Origin of the sequence: Pseudomonas sp. R4-35-07 (assembly GCF_003852235.1) — a bacterium.
Classification (GTDB): domain Bacteria; phylum Pseudomonadota; class Gammaproteobacteria; order Pseudomonadales; family Pseudomonadaceae; genus Aquipseudomonas.
On sequence record NZ_CP027732.1, the window covers coordinates 2,406,244 to 2,430,653 of the forward strand.

18 protein-coding genes and 1 pseudogene are annotated in these 24,410 nt (G+C 60.7%); 6 read left to right on the forward strand and 13 right to left on the reverse strand.

Annotated elements, in window-relative coordinates:
- Positions 1–47 precede the first annotated feature (47 nt).
- Complete coding sequence (locus tag C4J89_RS11165) at positions 48–302, forward strand: hypothetical protein (RefSeq protein ID WP_003190904.1); 255 nt, start codon at positions 48–50, stop codon at positions 300–302.
- Here the strand turns inward: C4J89_RS11165 and C4J89_RS11170 are convergent.
- Positions 295–1,194 (reverse strand): LysR family transcriptional regulator, encoded by a 900-nt coding sequence (locus C4J89_RS11170; protein WP_124416014.1) that lies wholly within the window; start codon positions 1,192–1,194, stop codon positions 295–297. The genes C4J89_RS11165 and C4J89_RS11170 overlap by 8 nt on opposite strands.
- 93 nt (positions 1,195–1,287) lie before the next feature.
- Here C4J89_RS11170 and C4J89_RS11175 point away from each other — a divergent pair.
- A pseudogene (locus C4J89_RS11175) lies at positions 1,288–2,215 on the forward strand (carbon-nitrogen hydrolase family protein).
- A 111-nt stretch (positions 2,216–2,326) separates the two neighbouring features.
- Here C4J89_RS11175 and C4J89_RS11180 read toward each other — a convergent pair.
- Genes C4J89_RS11180 through C4J89_RS11190 form a run of 3 tightly spaced genes read right to left on the reverse strand, consistent with a single transcriptional unit; the run spans position 2,327 to position 4,788 of the window.
- Positions 2,327–2,878: a GNAT family N-acetyltransferase gene (locus C4J89_RS11180; protein ID WP_124414410.1), complete on the reverse strand. Its 552-nt coding sequence runs from the start codon at positions 2,876–2,878 to the stop codon at positions 2,327–2,329.
- A gap of 5 nt (positions 2,879–2,883) precedes the next feature.
- Positions 2,884–3,345, reverse strand: coding sequence for an LEA type 2 family protein (locus C4J89_RS11185; protein ID WP_124362399.1), 462 nt, complete (start codon positions 3,343–3,345; stop codon positions 2,884–2,886).
- Positions 3,346–3,357: 12 nt separating this feature from the next.
- Complete coding sequence (locus C4J89_RS11190; RefSeq protein ID WP_124366648.1) at positions 3,358–4,788, reverse strand: nucleobase:cation symporter-2 family protein; 1,431 nt, start codon at positions 4,786–4,788, stop codon at positions 3,358–3,360.
- A gap of 233 nt (positions 4,789–5,021) precedes the next feature.
- Here C4J89_RS11190 and C4J89_RS11195 point away from each other — a divergent pair, with 233 nt between their 5' ends.
- Positions 5,022–6,647 (forward strand): methyl-accepting chemotaxis protein, encoded by a 1,626-nt coding sequence (locus tag C4J89_RS11195; RefSeq protein WP_124414411.1) that lies wholly within the window; start codon positions 5,022–5,024, stop codon positions 6,645–6,647.
- Between the two features lie 165 nt (positions 6,648–6,812).
- Here C4J89_RS11195 and C4J89_RS11200 read toward each other — a convergent pair whose 3' ends face one another.
- The 5 genes from C4J89_RS11200 to C4J89_RS11220 form a co-directional block, all read right to left on the reverse strand.
- Positions 6,813–7,787, reverse strand: a complete 975-nt coding sequence (locus C4J89_RS11200) for an NAD(P)-dependent oxidoreductase (RefSeq protein ID WP_124414412.1) — start codon at positions 7,785–7,787, stop codon at positions 6,813–6,815.
- Positions 7,787–9,082: an MFS transporter gene (locus C4J89_RS11205; RefSeq protein WP_124362403.1), complete on the reverse strand. Its 1,296-nt coding sequence runs from the start codon at positions 9,080–9,082 to the stop codon at positions 7,787–7,789. Before C4J89_RS11205 ends, C4J89_RS11200 begins: the two co-directional genes overlap by 1 nt.
- Before the next feature lie 54 nt (positions 9,083–9,136).
- Positions 9,137–10,078: a sugar kinase gene (locus C4J89_RS11210; RefSeq protein ID WP_124406913.1), complete on the reverse strand. Its 942-nt coding sequence runs from the start codon at positions 10,076–10,078 to the stop codon at positions 9,137–9,139.
- Positions 10,071–10,853 carry a sugar phosphate isomerase/epimerase gene (locus tag C4J89_RS11215; protein ID WP_124414413.1) on the reverse strand — a complete coding sequence of 261 codons (783 nt, stop codon included), beginning with the start codon at positions 10,851–10,853 and terminating at the stop codon, positions 10,071–10,073. Before C4J89_RS11215 ends, C4J89_RS11210 begins: the two co-directional genes overlap by 8 nt.
- Positions 10,854–10,943: 90 nt before the next feature.
- Positions 10,944–11,999: a LacI family DNA-binding transcriptional regulator gene (locus C4J89_RS11220; protein ID WP_124414414.1), complete on the reverse strand. Its 1,056-nt coding sequence runs from the start codon at positions 11,997–11,999 to the stop codon at positions 10,944–10,946.
- Positions 12,000–12,261: 262 nt separating this feature from the next.
- On the opposite strand from C4J89_RS11220, the gene C4J89_RS11225 reads away from it, so the two are divergent.
- The 3 genes from C4J89_RS11225 to C4J89_RS11235 all read left to right on the forward strand — a co-directional run bounded on the left by C4J89_RS11225 (position 12,262) and on the right by C4J89_RS11235 (position 18,924).
- Positions 12,262–14,250, forward strand: a complete 1,989-nt coding sequence (locus C4J89_RS11225) for a hypothetical protein (protein WP_124414415.1) — start codon at positions 12,262–12,264, stop codon at positions 14,248–14,250.
- 138 nt (positions 14,251–14,388) lie between these two features.
- The gene (locus C4J89_RS11230) at positions 14,389–16,425 is read left to right on the forward strand and encodes a hypothetical protein (RefSeq protein ID WP_256681793.1); all 2,037 of its coding nucleotides are present in this window, start codon (positions 14,389–14,391) and stop codon (positions 16,423–16,425) included.
- Between the two features lie 243 nt (positions 16,426–16,668).
- On the forward strand, positions 16,669–18,924 hold the full coding sequence (locus C4J89_RS11235; protein WP_124414416.1) for an autotransporter outer membrane beta-barrel domain-containing protein: 2,256 nt from the start codon (positions 16,669–16,671) through the stop codon (positions 18,922–18,924).
- A 51-nt stretch (positions 18,925–18,975) separates the two neighbouring features.
- On the opposite strand, the gene C4J89_RS11240 is transcribed toward C4J89_RS11235, so the two are convergent.
- The 4 genes from C4J89_RS11240 to C4J89_RS11255 form a co-directional block, all read right to left on the reverse strand.
- The gene (locus tag C4J89_RS11240; protein ID WP_124362410.1) at positions 18,976–19,563 is read right to left on the reverse strand and encodes a LysE family translocator; all 588 of its coding nucleotides are present in this window, start codon (positions 19,561–19,563) and stop codon (positions 18,976–18,978) included.
- A 54-nt stretch (positions 19,564–19,617) separates the two neighbouring features.
- Positions 19,618–20,457, reverse strand: a complete 840-nt coding sequence (locus C4J89_RS11245) for an AraC family transcriptional regulator (protein ID WP_124362411.1) — start codon at positions 20,455–20,457, stop codon at positions 19,618–19,620.
- 73 nt (positions 20,458–20,530) lie between these two features.
- Entirely contained in the window at positions 20,531–21,172 is a 642-nt protein-coding gene (locus C4J89_RS11250) for a DUF1345 domain-containing protein (RefSeq protein WP_124362412.1), read from the reverse strand.
- Positions 21,173–21,310: 138 nt separating this feature from the next.
- Positions 21,311–24,409, reverse strand: coding sequence for an efflux RND transporter permease subunit (locus tag C4J89_RS11255; protein WP_124414417.1), 3,099 nt, complete (start codon positions 24,407–24,409; stop codon positions 21,311–21,313).
- Between the last annotated feature and the right edge of the window lies 1 nt (position 24,410).

Genomic DNA, 24,410 nt, shown 5'->3' on the forward strand with positions numbered 1-24,410 from the left:
CGACCTACAGTGTAAGATGTCACCTATTTGTGCAGCAGGTAATCAACATGAGCTTCAATCTCGCCAACAAGACCCTCGCCGAACGCGCCGAGCTGGAAGATGAAAAGTCCCGTCTCTACGACCTGTGGCAAACCAACCTGGGCAAGGCCAAGGGCGAAGCCGCGCGCTTGTTCGGCGAGCGCGCCAAGCGCAAGGGCAAATGGGCTGAGTGGGTGCGTGCGGAACTGGATGGCATGTCGCCGCCGGAGTTTTCCAATATGGTGCGCAGCGAAGTCAACAAGCTGATGGCGGCGGCTAAATAAAGCACGCCTCGATCGCCTCGCGAACCTTCAACAGCAAGGGGTCGAGCTGGGCCTGGGTGCGCCAGCCCAGCTCGACCGGATAACGGGGCAATGCCAGTGGGCAGGGCAGTACGCGCAAGCTGGTCAGGCGGGCGATGGCCTCAGCGGCATGCCCAGGGATCGTCGCCACCGCCGCGCTGCCCTTGAGCAGAAACGCCAAGGCGGCAAAGTGGCTGGTGGACGCGCACACCTGGCGGCTCAAGCCGTGCGCCGCCAAGCCTTCATCGGTAATGCCGATAAACCCACCCGACGACACAAGCACATGTTCGCGCGCGACGAACTCCGTCAGGTCGAGCTGTTGCTGGCCGGGCGCCAGGCTGTCCGGATCCACCAGGCAGCGATAGTCACCTTCCCCGAGCACTTGCCGACTCAGGCGCCGCTCGGCAAACCCGCCGGCGGTGATCGCCAGGTCCAGGCTGCGGTCGAGCAGGGCGTCGGCGACGATCTGGCTGTGGGTCTGGCGGAAGATCACCCGCAGCTTCGGCAGACGCTGTGCGACGCTGTCCATCAGGCGACGGCCATAGGCAATCTCAAAGTCATCCGACAGGCCCAGCACCACGGAACGGCCCTGATAGTTCGGGCTCTGTGGATCGATCATCGCCAGGCTTTGCCGACAACGGTCCAGCGCTTCGCTGATCACCGGTTTCAATTGGTTGGCGCGCACGGTCGGCGCCAGTCCACGCCCGGTCCGCACAAACAACTGATCGCCGTACAACTCGCGCAGACGCCGCAAACCGGCGCTGATGGCCGATTGCGTAACCCCCAGGCGCAACGCCGCGCGGCTGGCGCTGGATTCGTCGTGCAGGGCTTCGAAGGTTTTGAGCAGGTTCAGGTCGACCTGGGCGATATTGATTTGGCTCATATCATTCAGCACTGAGGTGGGCTTTATTCATGATCCTGCTTGGCCGGAGAATGGGCAACCCCCCACTGACTTGGAGTGACCCTGATGCCTGTTTCTACCGTGGCTGCCTTACAAATGGGTTCGTTGCCGGGCGGCAAGGCCGAAACCCTCGAACAGATACTCGCCTATGAAGACGAAATTCGGCGCAGCGGCGCGCAACTGGTGGTGATGCCCGAGGCCTTGTTGGGCGGCTATCCGAAAGGCGAAGGGTTTGGCACGCAATTGGGTTACCGCCTGCCGCAAGGGCGCGAAGCCTTCGCCCGCTACTTTGCCAATGCCATTGATGTGCCGGGCGCCGAGACCGATGCGCTGGCCGGGTTGTCCACGCGCACGGGTGCCAGCCTGGTAGTCGGTGTGATCGAGCGCAGTGGCAGCACCTTGTATTGCACCGTGTTGTATTTTGAGCCCATGGGCGGGCTTGTGGCCAAGCACCGCAAGCTGATGCCCACCGGCACCGAACGGCTGATCTGGGGCAAGGGCGACGGCTCGACGTTACCGGTGATCGACACCGCAGTCGGGCGGATTGGCGGCGCGGTGTGCTGGGAAAACATGATGCCGCTGCTGCGCACCGCGATGTACGCCAAGGGGTGTACAGGTGTGGTGCGCGCCGACCGTGGATGAACGCGAGATGTGGCAAGTAAGCATGCGCCACGTGGCTCATGAAGGGCGTTGCTTTGTGGTGAGCGCCTGCCAGGTACAGGCATCGCCCGCGGCGTTGGGCGTGGAGGTCGCCAACTGGCCGGCGGATCGACCGTTGATTGCCGGAGGCAGCGTGATTGTCGGGCCGATGGGAGACATTCTGGCCGGGCCGCTGGTGGGTGAGGCGGGCCTGCTGACAGCGCGGATCGATACCGATGAGTTGGTGCGGGCCAGGTATGACTATGACGTGGTGGGGCATTATGCCCGGCCGGATATATTCGAATTGGTGGTCGATGAGCGCGCCAGGCCGGGTGTGCGCTATATCACTGACTAAACGCGATTAAAAATGTGGGAGGGGGCTTGCCCCCGATGGCGGTGGTTCAGTCACCTGCCCCAGTGACTGACAGGCTGCTATCGGGAGCAAGCCCCCTCCCACATTTGATCTTTATCGTTTGAGAGATTTGGATTCCAACCACTCTTTACGAGTCATTTCCCAAATGTCCCGTGGGAAAGTGCCTGCAACAAATTCGCCCTCATCCGTCTTGATCAAACGCATGCCGGTGCGCTCTGAAATCCGCCGTGACCCCAAGTTCGGCGCAGCCTTGGGCACCCGTAACACGGGGCGCTGGAGCACGCCAAACCAATAGTCGGTCACGGCGGCACTGGCTTCGGGCATCAACCCTTGCCGATGCCACTGCGGTCCCAGCCAGAATCCGCGATTGTTGTCCGCTTCATCCATCAGGCTGACATTGCCAATCAACTGTTCAGGCGCGGTTTTAAGACGGATCGACCAGTGCCATTCCTCACCCCGGAGCATGGCGGGCAGGGCCACGTGTTGCAGATAGGTGCGTGCGCCATCCGCCGGATAAGGCCATGGCACCTGCGCGTTGAGGTAGCGCACCACCTCCCAGTGGGGAAATTGCTGCTGGATCGCCTCGGCATCTTCAAGCACCAGCGGGCGCAGAATCAGGCGTTTGGTGAAGAGTGTCGGTTGCATGCCCTTCACCAGGTCGCCGTATTCGGTAAATCCAAGGTGCCCCGCTCGACAAAGCGCATCGTCCCGAACAGTCCACCCGCCAGTTTGCCGCGCAGTACATAGGGCAGGTTATTCAAGCTCTGGGTCTGGCTCAGGCCCAAAGTCTGGCGCAATACGGTGAACGCCGAAACGCTGACCGGCACCATCAGCACGGCTTCGGAGAATCGCGGGATGCTGCCGGCCTGGTCGCTGACGCCCGAGGCCAATGGGCGGCCGTTGACCTCCAGGTCCAGGGCCACGCCGTTGTAGTCGATTGGCGTTTCATTGGGGTTCTGCACCCGCAGCTTCACGGCGAAGCGTACTTCCAGGTCCTGGCTTTGCAGGGGTTCGATGCCGACCACGTTGATGTTGACCGGATCGCGATGGGGGAACAGCGCGCAGGCGCTCAAGGTCAGTAGCAACAGCGATAGAACCATGAGCTTGCGCATATAAAGGTGCTCCTAGTGTTTGGTGACGTCCGGGTCCTGCATGACCTTGAGGGTAGAGGACTCCGGATCGAATTCGTCTTCTTGCAGCTCTATGAACTCTTCCGGCAGGAAAATGTTCAGCAAGATTGCACAGAACGCCCCTACGGTGATCGGTGATTCGAAAATGTTGTGCAGCGCCTTGGGCAGGTCGCGCAGCACTTCCGGCACGGCGGCCACGCCCAGGCCCATGCCTAGGGAAATCGCCACGATCAGCACATTGCGTCGGTGCAGCCCGGCTTCTGCGAGGATCTTGATGCCGGCCACGGCCACGGTGCCGAACATGATCAGGGTCGCGCCGCCCAGCACCGGCTTGGGCATCAATTGCAGCACCGCGCCGATCATCGGGAACAGACCCAGCAGCACCAGCAGGCCGGCGATGAAGTACGCCACGTAGCGGCTGGCGACGCCGGTCAGTTGGATCACGCCGTTGTTCTGGGCGAACGTTACCATCGGCAGGCTGTTGAAGGTGGCCGCCATGGCCGAGTTGAGCCCATCGGCCAACAGGCCGGATTTGATGCGCTTGATGTACAGCGGGCCCTTGACCGGCTGCTGGGAAATCATCGAGTTGGCCGTCAGATCCCCGGCGGCCTCCAGCGGCGAAATCAGGAAGATCACCGCCACCGGGATAAACGCCACCCAGTCGAACGAAAACCCGTACTTGAACGGCACCGGCACGCTGATCAAGGGCACCTGGGGCAGGGCGGTCATGTCCACCCGGCCCAGCCACCACGCCACCACAAAGCCCAGGGTCAGGCCGATCACGATCGAGCCCAGGCGCAGGAACGGGTTGTCGAAGCGATTGAGCACCACGATGGTCAGCAGCACCAGCGCCGCCAGGCCCATGTTACTGGCGGCGCCCAAGTCGCCCGCACCAAAGCCGCCGGCCATGTCGGTCACCGCGACCTTGATCAGCGACAAGCCCATCAAGGTGATGATGGTGCCGGTGACCACCGGGGTAATCAGCTTGCGCAGCTTGCCGATGAACTGACTGAGCACCACTTCGATGAAGGCTGCAAAAAAACAGATGCCAAAGATCGTCGAAAGAATCTCATCAGTGCCGCCGCCGCGGGCCTTGACCATGAAGCCGGCACTCAGGATCACGCTGATAAAGGAAAAACTGGTGCCTTGCAGGCATAACAGCCCGGAGCCGATGGGGCCGAAGGTACGTGCCTGCACGAAGGTGCCGAGCCCCGAGACAAACAGCGCCATGCTCACCAGATAAGGCACTTCGCTTTCCAGGCCAAGCACGCCACCGACGATCAGGGTCGGCGTGATAATGCCGACGAAGCTCGCCAGCACATGCTGCAAGGCGGCAAATATCGCCGCCGTGAAGTGCGGACGGTCTTCCAGGCCGTAGATCAGGTCGGATTTATAGCGCGGGCGGGGGGCTTGAGCGTCAGACAAAATGAGGGCTCGGGTCAGAAAAGGGAGGCGCAGGATGCCAGAAACGGCCAGTCGTCAGAAGTGTAATAAATTATTTATAAAGCGCCTGCATAAAACGTCGACATCAGCCGATACCCCGTATAGGCCCACCTATCCATTACACCAGGGGGTGGCCAAGGTCTGGGTAGCGCGTTGGCGCTGACGGATCGATTCGCGGCAGGCCGCTGGCGAACATCACTTCTGAGAGCCCCCTTATGTCCCTGCGTCATCTGAATATCGCCCCTCGCGCATTTCTCGGGTTTGCCTTCATTGCAGTCCTGGTGGTCATTTTGGGAGTATTTGCGGTCAACCGCATGACCCTGATGCGCCAGGCTTCGCTGGACATGAGCACCAATCAGCTGCCCAGTGTGACGTACCTGGGGCATATGACGGAAAACGTGTTGCGCATGCGCATCCTGTCCTTTCGCGTGCTGGTCAACCGTGAGCCGGCGGCCCTGCAGGAAGCTGAAGCCCGCATCGGTGTGTTGGTGGACAAGGTCAGGGTCGCGCAGACCCATTACGCCGCGTTGCCGGCAGATGCCGAGGAGGCGGTGCTGTATAAGGCATTCGCCACTACCTTGGACAACTACGTCAAAGCCCAGGCCGACATGATTGCCCTGTCCAGGCAAGACAAGGTCGATGAAATGCGCGCCCTGATCAACAGCCGTATCAAGGAAGGCACCGACCAGATGGGCGAGCAGTTGAACAAACTGATCGCCCTCAACGCCGCCGGCGCCAAGGCTGCCGATACCCAGGCAGAGCACAGTTACGAAGGCGCCATTACCGGCGTCATCGTGGTGTCGGTCGCCGCTGCGTTGCTGACGGTGTTGCTGGCCTGGCTGCTGACCCGCAGCATCGTCACGCCGTTGCGCAAGGCCGTGCAAGCGGCTGAAAGCATCGCCGGCGGCAACCTGACGACAACCATCGAGGACGACGGCAAGGACGAACCGGCGCGCCTGATCAGTGCCTTGTCGACCATGCAGGCCAACCTGCGCCAGACCATCCAGCACATTGCAGGCTCGGCCACGCAGCTTGGGTCGGCTGCCGAAGAACTGAGCGCAGTCACCGAAGAAGCCTCCCGTGGCTTGCAACAGCAGAACAATGAAATCGACCAGGCGGCCACGGCGGTCAATGAGATGACTGCAGCCGTGGAAGAGGTGGCGCGCAATGCGGTGTCCACCTCCGAAGCGTCCGGCCAGTCCAACCAGGCGGCGCGGGAAGGGCGCGACCGGGTGGTGGAGACGGTCGGGGCAATCCAGACCATGACCCAGGATGTGCAGAACACGGCGGCGATGATCGAAGGGCTGGCAGCGCAAGGACGTGACATCGGTAAGGTACTGGACGTGATCCGTGCGATTGCCGAGCAGACCAACCTGTTGGCGCTCAACGCCGCGATCGAAGCGGCGCGTGCCGGTGAAGCCGGGCGTGGCTTCGCGGTGGTGGCCGACGAAGTGCGGGCGCTGGCCCATCGCACCGCGCAGTCCACCCAGGAAATCGAGAAAATGGTCGCCGGCATCCAGAACGGCACCGGTGAAGCCGTGCAATCCATGCAGCAGAGCAACCAGCGCACCCAACACACCCTGGAACTGGCCCGCGCCGCTGGCGTTGCGCTGGAGCAGATCACCCAGTCGATCAGCCTGATCAACGAACGCAACCTGGTGATCGCCAGCGCCTCGGAAGAGCAGGCTCAGGTGTCGCGCGAAGTGGACCGCAATCTGGTGAACATCCGTGACCTGGCGACGCAGTCGGCAGCGGGCGCCAACCAGACCAGCGCGGCCAGCCATGAGCTGTCGCGGTTGGCGGTGGATTTGAATGGAATGGTGGCCAAGTTCGTTATCTGACCATTTGAAATGCAGGCAAAAAGTGGGAGGGGGCTTGCCCTGATGCCATTGTAGGAGCGAGCTTGCTCGCGAAGAACTCAGGGGCCCCGCGTTCATTCAGAATGAACGTGTTGCCTAGACGTTTTTCGCGAGCAAGCTCGCTCCTACAGTGATAGGGCTCGCCCCTTATTTCCAGGCGCCTGGGTTCACCAGGTTCTGCGGCCGCTCGCCGGATAACGCCTGCAGCAGATTATCCACCGCACATTTGGCCATCGCCTCGCGTGTCTCATGGGTCGCCGAGCCTATGTGCGGCGTCGCCACCACATTGTTCAACCGCAGCAGCGGCGATGCGTGGTCGAGCGGTTCTTTCTCGAACACATCCAACCCGGCCGCGCGAATGGTGCGCTGTTGCAAGGCTTCGACCAGCGCCGCTTCGTCCACCACCTTGCCCCGGGAAATGTTGATAAAGATCGTCTCCGGCCCCATCAACGCGAACTCTTCAGCGCCAATCAGCTTCTCGGTTTCAGCCGTCAGCGGCAAGGTCAGGCAGACAAAATCGGCCTCTTTGAGCAGTTCCGGCAAGCTGCGGTACTGCGCGCCAAAACGCGCCTCTACCGCAGGCTTGGGCGAATGGCTGTGGTAGATCACCGGCATGCCGAAGCCAAAATGCCCACGCTGGGCCAAGGCTTCGCCGATTCGACCCATGCCGATGATGCCCAGAGTCTTGCCGTGTACATCGCTGCCGAAGTGTGCCGGGCCGATGTTCTTGTTCCATTGGCCGGCGCGCACCATGTCGGCCAGTTCCACCACGCGTCGGGCAGTCGCCAGGATCAGCGCAAAGCCGGTGTCGGCGGTGGTTTCGGTGAGCACATCCGGGGTGTTGCTGAGCAAGATGCCGCGCTGGGTGAGGTAGTCGATGTCGTAGTTGTCCACCCCCACGGAAACGCTCGCCACTGCCGCAAGCTTCGGCGCCAGATCAAGCAGCCCGGCATCCAGGCGCAGGCTGGCGCCCAACAGCCCGTCGGCGTTGGGCAGGGCGCTGCGCAGTTGGGCCAGGCCAGCCTCGTCCAGTGAATCGATCAGGGTCACGTCGGCCTGCTCATGCAGGCGGGCCATCAGCGGCGCGGAGAGTTTCTTGTATAAAATCACGGATTTTTTCATCAGGAATTGGCCTTCATTTCGAGGGTAGCCACGGGCTCGCGTACGCGGTCGCTGGCGCCGGGCTTGAGGAAAATCGTCAGCACCACCGACAGCATCAACGCACCGCTCATCAACAGGTACGAAGCGCCCGGCGAACCGGTGCTGCTATTGAGGTAACCCACCAGGTACGAACCGCCGAACGAGCCCAGTGCGCCCATGCTGTTGATCAGCGCCATGGCGCCGCCGGCGACGTTGGCCGGAAGGATTTCCGGAACGATGGCGAAGAACGGACCATAAGGCGCGTACATGCACGCCCCGGCGATCACCAGCAGGGTGTAGGACCACCAGAAGTGTTCAGCCCCGAGCGCGTAGGAGGCATAGAACGCGATGGAGGCAACCAACAGCGGCGGCCAGACGAAGCGTTTACGCTTTTGCAGCTTGTCCGAACCCCAGGACACCACCAACATGCCGATCACCGCTGCGAGGTAAGGCAGGGCTGACAGCCAGCCGGCTTCGACCATGTCCATCTTCAGGCCGGCCTTGAGGATCGACGGCAGCCACAACACGAAGCCGTACACGCCAATGCTCCAGCAGAAGAACTGCAGCGCCAGGATGATCACCTTCGGCGAGCGAAAGGCCTCGGCGTAGTTCTTCACCGCCTTGATCCCGACTTGCTCGGCGGCCAGGGCAGTTTCCAGGCTGTGCTTTTCCGTGTCGCTCAGCCACTTGGCGTCCTTGGGACGCTCGTCGGCCAGCTTCCACCAGATAAATGCCCATAACACCGCCGGCAGGCCCTCGATGATAAACATCCAGCGCCAGCTGAAATGCTGCACCAGATAGCCCGAGACCACCGACATCCACAGCATGGTCACCGGGTTGCCGAGGATCAGGAAGGTGTTGGCCCGCGAGCGTTCCGCACGGGTGAACCAGTGGCACAGGTACACCAGCATCGCCGGCATCACCGCCGCCTCGACCACCCCGAGCATGAAGCGGATGACGATCAGCATGTAGGCGTTGGAGACCACCCCGGTCAGGGTAGCCAGGCCGCCCCACAGGATCAGGCTGACGAAAATCAGCTTTTTGACGCTGCGCTTCTGCGCGTAGATCGCCCCCGGCACCTGGAAGAAAAAGTAGCCAAGGAAAAACAGCGCGCCGAGCAGGGACGACATGCCCGGGGTGATCATCAGGTCTTCGGCCATCCCCGAGGCGGCGGCGAAGCCGTAGTTGGCGCGGTCCAGGTAGGCCAGGCTGTAGGTGATAAACACGATGGGCATGATGTACCACCAACGGCGGGTGGCGAGTTTCACGGTTTCCATAAGGTTGCTCCTGAGCTTGTTGTAGTTGTGGCAACAGGGAGAGTGGGTAATGGGTCAAGCAACGGATCGGCTGGGTAATTCGGCGCGGGTGGGCAGCCCTTCCATGTCGCCGCGGCTCTGCACGGCGCGGCTGCCGATCCAGTTGCCGCGTTGTACCGCCTCGGGAAAGCTGGCGTTTTCCAGCAGGGCGCTGATCATGCCCACGGCAAAACCATCGCCGGCGCCCACGGTGTCGACCACCTTGTCCACGCGCACGGCGGCGACAAAGCCCTGGTCCATCTGGGTGCGGTAATACGCGCCATCGGGCCCGAGTTTGATTGCCACCGCTTCGGCGCCCTGGTCGAGGTAGAACGCGGCAATATCCGCCGGGTCATCGAAGCCGGTGAGCAGCTGGCCTTCGCCCAGGCCGGGCAATACCCAGTCAGCCAGGCCGGCCAGGGCGTTGATTTCGCGGATCATCTGCGCCTGGCTGGCCCACAGCGAGGGGCGCAGGTTCGGGTCGAAGGACACGCTGCGCCCGGCCTTGCGCATCTGTGTCATCAACTCCACGGACAATTCGCGGGTGGCCTCGGACAACGCCGGCACAATCCCGGTGGCATGCAGGTGGCGGGCTTGCAACAGGGCCGGGCTGATGGCCGCAATCGACAGATGGCTGGCCGCCGAACCTTTGCGGAAGTACTCCACCTGAGGATCGGCGCCAGCTTCTTCGCGGGACTTGAGCTGAAAACCGGTGGGGTGCAGCGGGTCGATGGCCACGTGGCTGCAGTCCAGGCCTTCGTTGACCAGGGTATCGACCACGAAGCGCCCGAGGGAGTCGTTACCCACCCGGCTCAACCACGCGACATTGAAACCCAGGCGCGACAGGCCAATCGCGACATTGCTGTCGGCCCCGGCAATGCGCTTGTGAAACTGGCCGACCTGGGCCAGGTCGCCGGTCTGCTCGGCGACGAACATCGCCATGGTCTCGCCAAACGACAGGATATCGATCTCAGACATGGGCATTCTCCACGCGGGGTTGGCCAAGGCGGGCGAGGGTGGCGACCTGTTGCGCGGTGACCTGGATCAGGTCGTCGCCCTGCAGCGGAAATTCCACCGCCCGGGTAATACCTTGGGTCATGTGCGTGAGCAGTTGTTCCCACAGATGCAGGTCGGTCGCGCCAGGCGGCTGGGCTACCAGCTTGCCGTCCGGGCGACGGGCCACGGCCTTGCAGTGCAAGTAGTCCACGTGCCGGCCCAGCAGGCGCGCGGCGGTGAGCGCGGATTGGTCCTGCCATTGCCAGTTGCCGATGTCGAAGGTCATCCTGACCGGCAGGCCCAGGCGGTCGACCTCGGTGAAAAACCGTTGCATCGGCTCGATCCGCCCACCGTGCAGGGTCTGGTCATTTTCTACCAGCAGCTTGACCGCGTGGCGATTGAGCAGGGCGTGCAGGCTTTCGAGGTCGTTGGTGTCGGTGAAGTAACCCAGGGACACTTTCAGCCAGCGCGAGCCGAAGGCCTGGGCGCGGTCCAGGGTCGCGGCCAAGTCTGCATTGGGCTGGGCTCGGCCGGCAACCCAGAGTTCCAGGGGCGAGGAAAATACCGACTCCAGGCCTTGCTCGGCGGCGGCCTGGGCCAGGGTGCCAGGCGGTTCGGTGGTCAGCAGTTCTTCACGCCATTCGATGCGCCGGGCACCGGCGGCGTGCAGCAGCGCGACAAAACTCAATTGGCCCTGCTGGCGGACCAGATCGGCGCCGTAACTGGAAAGGCTGATGGAGACGGGATATTCATGCATTGTTGTTTACCTCTGAAACCGGTTTCATTTTTATGCGCAGAACAAAATGTGGGAGGGGGCTTGCCCCCGATAGCGTTGGGTCAGCTACAGCTAAGCTGACGGATATACCGCAATCGGGGGCAAGCCCCCTCCCACAGGGAGTTGGGTGGAGCCTCGGATGATCAGTTGGGGCAAAAAATCCAGGGTACGCGTGGGGGCTGTATCGCCACGCAAACGCTTGAGCAGGCAGTCGAACGCGCTGGCACCAATCGCCTCGGTCGGCTGGGCGAGCGCTGTGATGCCACTGCCCACCAGCGGATACCAGTCGAGGTCATCCAGGGCAATCAGGCCAATATCGTTGAACAGGTGGCAGCCCAACGCCTTGAGCGCACGGGTGCACGCCAGCGCCGCCACGCCGTTGGCGCAGAACAGCGCTTTGCGCGCAGGTTTGGCCAGGAAGACGCGCAGGTGATTTTCCAGCGCGTCGTTCAACTCGAGTACGGCGCCGTTCATGTCCGGGCGGTTGGCGACTTCAGTTTTGAAACTGTGCAGGCGTTCGAGCCGTGAACTGGTGCCGTCGGTCGCCTCGCTCACCAGCAGCACCTCGCGATAACCCTGCTGCTCAAGGTGTTCCAGCGCCATACGCACCGCCGCCGGGTTGTCCAGCCCCACCAGGTCGCTGTGCAGCGGCTCGACCTTGCGGTCCACCAGCACCAGGGGCATTTCCCGTTGCAGTTCCAGCAGTTGGTCGAGGTGATGGCCGAGGGTGTTCACGATCAACCCTTCGATGTTGTACGAACGCAGCGCCGCCAGATGCTGGCGCTCTTGTTCGTCATCGCGGTCGGTGTTGCATACCACCAGGCTATAGCCATGCTGGCGGCAGGCGGTTTCGACACCGTGCATCACCGCAATGGAATAGGGGTTGCGGATATCAGCCACCAGCATGCCGATCAGGCGCGTGCGCCCACGTTTGAGGCCACGCGCCATCTGGTTGGGGCGGTAGCCAAGTTCATCGATGGCTTGCTCGATGCGCAGGGCGATGGCATCGGAGAGCAGGGCGCGGTCATCGCCGATAAAACGCGACACGCTGGCCTTGGACACACCTGCGCGCTCGGCGACATCAAGCATGGTCACACGGCTGCGCTGGGCGGCGGAAAATGAAGTCACGGTGGCGGGCCTTTCTTATTGGAATAGAAAATTGTGGGTCAGGCTGAAACCGGTTTCAGGAGACACCACACCGTGCGAGTCGTCAAGAAAAAACCTAATGGATCTACGTTTGTGATCGGCTGGAATCCGACGAATGGATAGCTACACCTGTGAGTTCTGACAGTATCGAACGGGTGTGATTGAGGCTTTAATTTCTACAACCCCAGGCCGGCTTATACGGTGATCGCTGGTTATTCCCGGCTGCAATGTTGAGGAAATATTTATGTCCGATACCGACGAACCAGCTATCACCGACGACAGCTCCAGGCTGTATGACAACGGGCCTCTGGCATTGGCCCCGATGATTATTCCCGGGGTGGACCCGCTGGATCTGGAGGGCCTGATTCCGGCGGCGCTGATGCTTGCACCGCTTGAGGTGCTTATTCCCCAGTGGGGGCCGCCACCAGAACCACTGGATACACCCCATATCCTGACGCTGTATTGGGCACGGGGCGGTGCGGTGGTCTATCGCGACTTCCTGGAGATCAATGCGCCGCCCCCCCCGTTGCCGATCGAGCATCAGATGTTTGTCCCGGTGGTGGTACTGCGCGCTTTATCGGGCCCCGTTGAGCTCTATTACTCAGTCACGGACTCATTTGGCGGCGATACTGTGCTGGACCCCAAACGCACACTCACCGTGGATATGGATGAGCCGCAGTTGTTGGATCCTGCGGATCATCTGGAGTTTGTGGTGCCCCCTTCACCTGTGATGGACGAGGCTTATCTGCTCGCCAACCCTTTGGTGGCGTTTCATGTGCCGGCTTACAGGGGGCGCAGCGATGGCGACGTCCTTCACTTTTACACCTCCAATCTGGCCAACCCACCGGTCGCGCGTGAGGACGGCGTGTACGAGTGGGTATCGAGTGGCGAGCCCCTGATCGCGTATCTGCCCGCCGACGTATTTCGTCGTCTGGTCAATGGTGCCGCTTATATCTTTTTTCGCATTTTCGACAAGGCCGGCAATTTCAGTGATCGCAGTGCGGGCCTTCCGTTTCAACTGGGCCTGATCCCTTTGCCCTCTAATCCGCCGCTTCCCGAAATCTATCCTCCTGAGCTTTACACCGACTTGTTGATCAATCGCGAAGATGCCAGGGCCGGGATTTTTGTGCGGATCGGCAGCTATGACGGCTGGGCACCCGGGGATCAGGTTGTGGTGTATTGGAAAGGCAGGCCCACGTCGCTCCATCCCGTTGACGGCTTCCCCACCGATGTGCCGATTTCATGGCCGGTGTTACGCGGACCTCTGACGGATACGCTGGCGCCGGAAACGGTGCCGGTACGCTATGAGATTATTCGCGGCACGCTGCCCGCCTTTCCTTCGTTTGCCATTCGCGTGAATGTGAACCTGACCATCGCCGGGCAGGACCACGCCAATGCGCCGGCATTGCTGAATCCGGATTTACCCCTGGCAGAGGTCCGCGGGCTGGTGTCCAACCTCCCGAATGTGGTCAATCATGATGACAACCCTGCCGGCGCACGGGCCCGTGTCTTCCTGTATGAAAAGCCGGAGCAGGGGCAAGTCCTGCGGTTTTTCTGGAACGGTGTCGGGCCGGTCGCGTCCTACACGGTTCAAGCGGGGGATGTCGAAGGGCAGTTGGTGTTTTCCACGGTCATTCCCTGGGCGGTCATGGCGGGTTTTATTCATCCTGCCTTGCCCGTGTACTACACCACCAGTAATGGTGTGAATGAGCAACAGTCTGAAAACACCTTCGTCAATGTCAATACCGGCACGCTGATCTCATTTCCAGCGCCGATACTCAAACATACCCTGGTCGGCGGAGCCGGTTATTTAGCCTGTTGCTCAAAGCCCGAGGTGCTTTATGGCGTGCATTGGCATATAGCCAATGATCAACGCTTTGAACTTGATGATGTCGTGAGGTTTTTCTGGGCTGGATACGCCACGAATAATTGGGAGGGGCCGGTGATTGAAGACTCTCGCTATGCTGAAAGTAAATCCTTTGATAGCGAGTATGACTTGATCAATGGATTGGACTTTACGGTAGCACCCTATGAAGAGAAAGTTGTACCGATGCACGACTTTGGTTCCGCTCAAGTGTTTTATCAAGTCAGGCGACGTGGCCTATTGATCGGCGAGTCCGTGCCCAGAAGAATTCGTATCGATTTAAACTATTCTGCCGGCGGCTATTGTAAGGCGGGTGACATTATTAGCTGTTCAACGACGGGGCAAGCCACCCGCGTCTTGCCTGAATAAGTTAAAGCTACTGCAGTGTTTTATAGGTTGAAGTTTAGGCTGCTGTTATTGAGCGAGTGCTAGGCATTTTCGCAATGTTGTAGGGCGCGGATTCTCTCGCCTCGAAGTTACCCTTACCTGAAGAATCATGGAGATATCATGAAAAGGCAAACGTTGGACGCTATTCGCAATTTCCAAAATGAACGCAAAGCCAACCCGGACTTGTCGGTCTTGCCTGACGCCAGGCTGCAGGGGGAGGTGTCCGGGTTTCCCGGGTTGATCACCAAATCCGTCGCTCTGGCCGAAGACATGATGGTAAGCATTCCGCGGCCGGATGATTTCAGTACCAATCCGGCGGAACCTGATGTCTATAAGCTGTGGGTCCAGCCCAACGACCAGGCGGACTGGGCAAACCCTATCATCGTCCCGGAAGCGAATGTTCCGGCCACCGGGCTGGAAGTAAATGTTGTACGCGGGCGGCGCCCTGTCGGTATCAATAAGCTGAAATATAGTATAGATGTTTTCAGTGTCGGCAACAGTACCGAGTCCAACCCGCAATTGCTCATCATCGATCTTGAGCCGGCCTATGCAAGTTGGGTGGGTACCATCCCCAAGCCTATTCCCCCGGCTGATTTACCCAAAAGCGTAGATGCCGAATACTTCTTGCGCCAGCCCAATCACACGGCAATCTTCACATTCCCCGATTATGTGGGGCAAGGTAAAGCCCCAGGGGACAGGGCGCTGCTTTACTTTGCAAATTCGGATGACCCGTATTTGCCGGTAGTCGGTAACCCGGACCCGTTTTGGACGATCCCTGCAGACCTCAGTTTGCCTTTACCGCTGTCGGTGGTTCAAAACCATCCGGATGCCTTGCATAGTTTGCGCTATGTGATTGTGGATGCGGCGGGCAATGAGTCGAGGTTGTCTGGCGCGTTTAACCTGGATGTGAGCCTGTTTCCCAAACCCGGCAATTTTCGGGAGCCTACCATCGACTTGGCGGTTCCCGGCGATGGTTTGATCAACCGTGCTGATGCGGCGGCACTCAACGGCGCGATAGTGCGTATTCCCCAATACGATAATGTGCTGCGCGCGGACGATGAACTGATTATTACCCTCACCACCAGCCTGGGCACGCAAACCTTGCCCGGCTTTCCGGTTGGAAGCGCAATTTTTCCGATTCCCGTGCATGTCAATTACGCGACGCTGGTCGCGCTCTACGGGGCCACGCCAGGGTTGCTGGCATTGACGGTTTCTTATGCGGTCAGGCGCCGCTCGGTCCCTTACCCGGCGGGCTTGACAGCGACGACGGACCTGGACCTGTTTGTCGTAGGCCCAACCCCGGAGGGTCCCGATCCGATCAACACCAAGCTCAATCGGGTGCGTGTGATAGGTGTGCGGCTGGACGGCACTGAAGGGCCGGATGACGACCAATTGACTCCGGCGCATGCGTCCAGAGATGCCATCGCGCGAATCAGACTGTGGGATGAACCACCGACACCTGACGCCAGAGACTTTACGATCAAGCTTTTTTATAACGGAAATATGGTTGATTCCCGCTTGATAACCGGTGGGGTCGCTAACGACGATGTCGATATGGTTATTCCGTGGGTCGCCATCTTCGACGGTAAAAACGGTACCAACAAATTGGCGTATTACACGATTGAGTCGACAGGCACTACCAATTCGCAGCAGTCGCCTCTCACACCTGTCAATGTGACTGCGATCGTTATCTCGCTGGACGCACCGCGGGTGAGAAACCTCAACGCAGCCGGCTTCATCAATTGCGAAAGTTTCAGGCCTGTCGGGCCGCCCCCTGGCGACTTGGTGGTGTTTATTCCACCCAGCAATGAGTTTCGAATCAATATGGTGGTGACGCTGCATTCGCAGGGCTATAGCGATGACCTCGGAACAACGCCCGTTGGCGCTGCTGTTGGCCTGGCTACCAGGACCATCCTGACGGAAACTGATATAAACCTCGGGTTCGAAATGAATCTGGGACCTTACGCGACCATCTTCAAAACCATTCAACCAAACGCTGCTGCGCGCCTTATGGGTTCGATGAAACTCTGGTACAGCATCCCATTCTCTGGCGGTCCCTTGGACTCCGATGAGGCGCTCCATCGTGCCCGTGGTCACAGAGCTGGGGCACCAGGCACTGCGGGAACTTTCTGTGATGGAACTGCCGTACCCGCATAGCTAGTTGGGTGTAACGGTCCAGACCTAAGAGCGGCAGACCCGGCTCTTAGGTTTTTTTTTGACAAAGAAACTATGTGTTGACTCCGGGCCCAAACCCGCATTCATACGGCAGCTTAAGACTAATCCTACATAAAATGGTAAGCGCTCTGGATACCTTGGCACCGCTCGATCGGCTGGCTCCCGCGCACTTTGGAACCGGCCAGATTTTTTCCGTGAAGGAATGCCAACCCAGAGGTCCATTCAATGTCAACTGTATTCAACTTCAAGCCATCGCCTTTAAGCCTGGCGTTGAAAGTCAACGCTGTCACCTTGTTGATGCTTGTAGCACATGCCGCCGATGCCCGTGTCATCACCAAGCCTGACGATTTCGTCGTGCCTGGACCTACCCCGGACTCGTTTGAGTTAAGACCAGGCTCGGGCTTTACCGTCAAGGGTGCCGTCACCAAGAACATTACCAGTCAGTCCGCAACCTTGACACTTGAGCCGGGCAGTTCTACCCAGGACATTACTGCCTATGGGTCCACTGTTCGTATCGACGGTTCCGATGTCATTGCGCGTAGCACCGCGAATGCCGCCGTGCAGTCCAGCGACAGCAATGTGTTGGTCACCAACAGCAATATCCTCAACAAAAACGGCAGCGGGCTGGTCGCCGGCCGGCAAGACGGGTCCAAGGTGGGCTCTAAAATCAGAGTGGTTAACTCCACCATCACCGGCACGCAGCGCGGCGCCAGTGCCAGCGCCTACAGCGTACTTGACCTGGTCGATACCAAGGTTGAAGCCACCGGCGCGACCGGTGTGGGGATTGCCCTGTTCAGCGGTCAGGCCTATGCCACCAACAGCCAGATTGTCGGCGGGCAGAACGGTGTGCAAATGGGTATAGACGGCACCTCCGGCGTACTGGGCAACAGCCTGGTGCTGGACGGATCGAGCGTTGAAGGCAAAAGCGGCGCGGCCATTCTCACCCGGCAAGGCAGCAACGCCGACATCCAGGTGCGCAATGGTTCCAATCTGATCGGCGGCAATGGCAATCTCCTCGAAGTCACCGGTGGCTCCACGGCCAACCTGAACGTGGACAGCAGCTCGTTGTTCGGCGACGTGGTGGTCGAAGACGGCAGCCAGGCAAAAGTGCAACTCAATAACGGTGCCTTTCTGACCGGCCAGTTGAAGAACGTCGCCCAATTGAGCGTGAACGAAGCGTCTAGGTGGGTGCTGGTCGGCAACAGCAATGTTGACGCCTTGAAAATGGGCGGTGGCTCAGTGGAATTCGGCGCGCCGAACGAGTTTTACCAACTGGATGTGAAGAGCCTGGACGGTAACGGCACCTTCATCATGCACACCGACTTTTCCACCAACCAGACCGACTTCCTCAACGTGCAGGGCAAGGCCGAAGGTAACCACAGCCTGCTGTTGGCGGCCACCGGGTCCGAACTGGCCAAGGGCGAGCCGATCAAGGTGGTGCACACCGAAGGCGGTGATGCGCAGTTCGCCCTGGCGGGCGGCACCGTTGATATTGGCGCCTATGATTACGGCTTGAAGAAAGAAGGTACCGACTGGCTGCTCGACCCCTCCCGTCGCGGCACCAGTACTACCGCCCACTCGGTGCTGGCCTTGTTCAACAGCGCGCCGACCGTGCTGTATGGCGAGATGAGCATCCTGCGTACGCGCATGGGCGAATTGCGCTTCAGCGAAGGCGCGGGCAACGGTATGTGGATGCGCAGCTACGGCAACAAATTCGATGTGGCGGCCAACAAGAACGGTGCGGGCTACACGCAAAACCAGAAGGGCTTCACCATCGGTGCCGACGCGCCGTTGTCCGGAGGGGACGGCCAGTGGATCGCCGGTATGATGGCCGGTCACAGCGTCTCCGATCTAAGCCTGAACCGTGGCAGCAGCGGCGAGGTCAAGAGCTACTACGTGGGCGGTTATGCCACCTGGTTGGACGCTGAAAGCGGTCTGTACTTCGACGGTGTGGCCAAGCTCAACCGGTTGCACACTGAAAATGATGTGACTATGAGCGATGGCAAGAAAGCCAAAGGCAACTACGCGCAAAACGCCGTGGGCGCCTCGGCTGAGTTCGGTCGCCATATCAAGCTGGACGACGGCTTTTTCGTCGAGCCTTATGGGCAGTTGTCGGCCACCATCACCCAGGCGCAAAGCTACGACCTGACCAATGGGTTGCACGCCAAGGGTGATCGTTCCAGTTCGGTGGTCGGTAAGCTGGGTGTGACTGCGGGCAAGAACATCCAACTGGAGAGCGGCGGTATCCTGCAGCCTTACTTGCGTACTGCGGTCGCCCACGAGTTTGACCAGAGCAACAAGGTGTTCATCAACGACCAGAGCTTCAACAACGACCTGTCCGGCTCGCGCATCGAGCTGGCGGCCGGTGTAGCCATGGCCGTATCGGAGAACGTCAAGCTGCATGCCGACTTCGAAACCAGCCAAGGCAAGAAGATCGACCAGCCTTGGGGCGTCAACTTCGGCGTGCGGTACGACTTCTGAAGTTGTCGTTCGATTGAACAGGGGGAAGCTATGGCTTCCCCTTTTTTACATTCAGATCACTACACTCAGCCAGGTTGAACCCAGCAGAAGCAGGGCCATACAGCGGTTGAAGCGTTGCATGGCACTTGGCGAACGCAGGAACTGGCTTGAGCCCGCACCCAGCACGGCCCAGGTTGCCAGGCATGGCAAAGAAATCAGGAAAAAAACCATCGACAGGGTCATTACCTGGCTCTGGCGCTCTGCACCATTACCCGCAAATACACTGACCACTGCCAGCGCCATCATCCAGGTCTTGGGGTTGATCAATTGCAGGCTGGCGGCACCGCTGAAACCCAGTCGCTTTTGCGCTGACTGTACGTCCAAGGCCTCCACTGGCGCGCTGAAAATCTGCCAGGCGAGATAGCTCAGCCAGGCCACGCCGGCCCACTGCATCGCACTTTGTACCTTGGGCAAATGCACCAGTGACTGGCCCACACCGGAGCCCACCAATAGCACGATGCCTGCTGCACCCAGGCAGGCGCCGAGGATGATCGGCAGTGCGGCCTTAAAGCCATACCGTGCGCTGTTACTCAGCACCAGGATATTGGTAGGACCCGGGGTGATGGAGGCGACAAAGGCAAACAGGATAAACGGCAACATGGCGGGCGACTCCCAACAATCGATTGATGGAGTCGATCTTCACAGGCCTGAACGCTACCTGTCTGGAACATTTGAGCAACGCCTGCGGTACGCGGCGGGCGTGAGACCGTAGGCGCGCACAAACCAGCGGCCCAGGTGGCTCTGGTCGGCAAAACCCAGGGCAATCGCCACATCCGCCGGTTGCTCGCCCTTGCCCAGTAAATGCCGAGCGTGAGCCAGGCGCAGTTGCACCAGGTAGGCGTGAGGCGGCAGGCCGAATGCGCTCTTGAAGGCGCGACTGAGGCGGAAGCGGTCGACACCACAGGCCAGAGCCAGTTCGTCCATGCCGATGTCTGCGTGCAGATGGGCATGCAGGTATTCCCTGGCCTTGTGCGCCACCTGCGGCAATCGCGGGTCCTCGCGGTAGCGGATGCGCCAGCAGAGGTGGCCGGTGAGGCGCTCCAGCAATTGGTCCATGGCGCGTTGCCGCACAATGCGCAGCTCGCCGCTGTGCAAGGTTTGAAAGGCCTGGCTGGTGGCCAGGGCCAGGCGCGGATCGCCGGTCAAGGTGCTGGCGAAACTCAACTGGCTGTCCAGCGGCGCCTCTTCGAACACCGCGCTCACTTCACGCGCCAACCAGTGCGGGTCGAGGTACAGCATGTGATAGGTAAAGCCGTCCGGGGTGGGCGCGTCGCCGTCGTGCAATTCACCGGGTTCCACCAGGAACACTTGGCCCGGCACGCTGTTGTGGCGCGTGCGGCGGCAGTTGAATTGCTGTACGCCTTGCTCGGTGACGCCGATCAGGTAGCTGTCGTGCCAGTGGGGATCGTAGGCGTGGCCCTCGAAATGCGCGCGCAGGGTCTCGATGCCGGTGTCGGCGTCCTGGGACAGGTCGATCCAATTGTGCGCGGCCATAAAAACACCGAGGATGAATGTGTAATGCCATTAGCGCCCAAGGGCGGCCAGGCGTCTAGAAGGTTTGTGCAACTCAGCCAAACAGGCCTGCGGCGATATTGATCGAAAAGCCCAGAATCGCCGTGTTGAACAGAAAACCGATCAACGATTGCCCCAGCACCACCTTGCGCAAGCCACGGGTGGCGACGCCCACATCGGACGTCTGCACCGCCACGCCGATGGTGAAGGAGAAATACAGAAAGTCCCAATAGTTGGGCGTGAGCAAGCCTTCGGCAAAGCGCAGCGCCGGTTCCTTGCCGTTCCAGGTGTAATAGAGCCGGGCGTAGTGCACGCTGAAGATCACCCCGATCAGCAGCCAGGAGCCGATCACCGTCAGCCCGGTGAAGCCGTAGTGCAACAGACGTTCGGTGGGCGCCAGGTCTTTGCTGCCGACCAGTTCGAAGGTGATGGTTGCCAGGCTGGCGATCGCGGCGATGCACACCGTGAACAGCACCAGGCCGGCGTTTTCGTCCTCGACCTCGGCGATACGCTTGACGTCCTCTGCCTTGGCACGGCTGGTCAGCCACAGCATCAGCACCAGGTAGGTCCAGACCCCGGCGTTCCAGCCGATCAAAATTTTGCTGGCCAGCGTATCGGCGGGTACCAGGATGCCCACGGCGAGGCCGAGCACGGCGGCGGCTGAGAGGCGAGGGTGGGTACGGGCGAGGAAGGGCATGGTTGCTCACAACTGGTGATAGTTGAGCAGACTGTAACTGATCCTGTGGGAGGGGGCTTGCTCCCGATGGCGGTGTATCAGTGCCAAATATGCTGACTGACACACCGCCATCGGGAGCAAGCCCCCTCCCACATTGGATTAATCTTTGTTGTGACGCTTGCGCACCAGTTTCATCACCACCACAAAAAACACCGGCACGAACACCACCGCCAATGTCGCGGTGATCATCCCGCCAATCACCCCCGTACCAATCGCCTGCTGGCTCGCCGAGCTGGCACCGGTGGCAATCGCCAGCGGCACCACGCCGAGGATGAACGCCAGCGATGTCATGATGATCGGGCGCAGGCGCAGGCGCGCCGCCTTCAAGGTGGCGTCGATCAGGTCTTCACCCTGCTCGTACAGGTCCTTGGCGAACTCAATGATCAGAATCGCGTTCTTCGCTGATAAACCGATGATGGTGATCAAGCCGACCTTGAAGAACACATCGTTGGGCATGCCGCGCAGGCTCACGGCCACGACCGCGCCGAGCACGCCCAGCGGCACCACCAGCAACACCGAGGTCGGGATCGACCAGCTCTCATACAAGGCCGCCAGGCACAGGAACACGATCAGAAGCGACAGGCCCAGCAGCAATGGCGCCTGGGAACCGGACAAACGTTCCTGCAACGACAACCCCGTCCATTCCTGGCCCAGGCCCGCCGGCAACTGGCTGACCAGGCGCTGGATTTCGTCCATCGCCTCGCCGGTACTGTGCCCCGGCGCCGCTTCGCCGCTGATGGCGATGGCCGGGTAGCCGTTGTAGCGGGTCAATTGCGTCGGGCCTTGGGTCCATTTGGCTTCGACAAAGGCAGACAACGGCACCATCTTCCCGGCGTTGTTGCGCACGTTGATCTTCATCAAGTCCGCCACCTGGCTGCGCTGGTCGCCTTCAGCCTGCACCACCACACGCTGCATGCGGCCCTGGTTGGGGAAGTCATTGATGTAAGCCGAACCGATGGCCGACGACAGCACATTGCCCACATCGGCGAACGACACGCCCAGCGCATTGGCCTGCTTGCGGTCCACTTCCAGCTGCACCTGCGGCGCTTCGGCCAGGGCGCTTTCGCGCACGTTGGCCAGGACCGGGCTTTTACCGGCAGCCTCCAGCAGCTCGGTGCGCGCGGCCATCAACCCCGCATGGCCGACGCCGCCGCGGTCCTGCAGACGGAACTCGAAGCCGCTGGAGGTGCCCAGGCCGTCTACCGGCGGCGGCAGGATCGCAAAGGCAATCGCATCCTTGAGCCCGCTGAAGGCCATATTGGCGCGGTCGGCAATCGACGCCGCGGAGTCATCGCTGCCGCGTTCCGACCAGTCCTTGAGCGTGGTGAACGCCAGCGCCGCGTTCTGCCCGGAGCCGGAGAAACTGAAACCCATGATCATGGTGGTATCGCCCACGCCCGGCTCACCGGCGTTGTGCGCCTCGATCTGCTCGGCCACCTGCACCGTGCGGTTCTTGCTGGCACCCGGTGGCAGCTGGATATCGGTGATGGTGTAGCCCTGGTCTTCCACCGGCAGGAATGAGGAGGGCAGGCGACTGAACAGCAGCCCCAGGCCCACCAGCAATACCAGGTAGATCAGCAGGTAACGGCCGCTGCGCTTGAGCGCATAGGCCACCCAGCCTTCGTAGCGGTCGGTGAGCTGTTCAAAGCGTTTATTGAACCAGCCGAAAAAGCCACCCTTGGCATGGTGCTCGCCCTGGGCAATCGGCTTGAGCAAGGTGGCGCACAGCGCTGGCGTCAAGGTCAGGGCCAGGAAGGCCGAAAACAGGATCGAGGTGGCCATCGACAACGAGAACTGCTGGTAGATCACCCCCACGGAACCGGGCATGAACGCCATCGGCAGGAAGACCGCGACCAGCACCAGGGTGATACCGACAATGGCGCCGGTGATCTGGCCCATGGCCTTTTTCGTCGCCTCCTTGGGCGACAGGCCTTCAGTGGCCATGATCCGTTCGACGTTCTCCACCACCACAATCGCATCGTCCACAAGAATGCCGATCGCCAGCACCATGCCGAACATGGTCAGCACGTTGATTGAAAAACCCAGCAACAGCATGGTGGCAAAGGTGCCCATCAACGCAATCGGCACCACCAGCGTAGGGATCAGGGTGTAGCGCACGTTCTGCAGGAACAGGAACATCACCGCGAACACCAGCGCCATTGCCTCGAGCAAGGTGTAGACCACCTTGGTGATCGAGACTTTGACGAACGGCGAGGTGTCGTAGGGAATCTTGTATTCCACGTTGGCCGGGAAATAGCGCGACAGTTCGTCCATCTTCGCCCGCACCAGGGTCGCGGTGTTCAGCGCGTTGGCCCCCGGCGCCAGCTGCACGCTGACGGCGGTGGACGGTTTGCCGTTAAGGCGCGTGGAGAACTGGTATTCCTGGCTGCCGACTTCAACCCGCGCCACATCGCCGATGCGTACGGTGGAGCCGTCAGGGTTGGCCTTGAGCACGATGTCGGCGAACTCCGCCGGCGTCGACAGTTGGCCCTTGACCAGAATGGCGGCGGTGATTTCCTGGGTGTTGGTGCCCGGCAAGTCGCCGATGCTGCCCGCCGACACCTGGGCATTCTGCGCGCTGACGGCGGCATTCACGTCGGCCGGGGTGAGGTTGAAACCGATCAGCTTCTGCGGATCGATCCAGATGCGCATGGCGCGCTCGGCGCCATACAACTGGGCCTTGCCCACACCGTCCAGGCGCTTGAGTTCGTTCATCACGTTGCGCGCCAGGTAATCGCTGAGCGCCACATCATCGAGCTTGCCATCGCTGGACGTCAGCGTGACCAGCAGCAGGAAGCCGGCCGAGACTTTCTCCACCTGCAAGCCTTGTTGCGTCACCGCTTGCGGCAGGCGCGGCTCTACCGCCTTCAAGCGGTTCTGCACATCCACCTGGGCCATTTCCGGGTTGGTGCCCGGCTGGAACGTGGCGGTAATGGTCGCCGAGCCGAGGCTGCTCTGGGACTCGAAATACAGCAGGTGATCGGCGCCGTTGAGCTCCTGCTCGATCAGGCTGACCACGCTTTCGTCCAGGGTCTGGGCCGAAGCGCCAGGGTATACCGCGTAGATTTCTACCTTTGGCGGCGCCACGTTGGGGTATTGGGCCACCGGCAATTGCGGGATCGCCAGGAAGCCGGCCAGCAAGATGAACAGGGCCACCACCCAGGCGAAAATCGGGCGGTCGATAAAGAACTGCGGCATG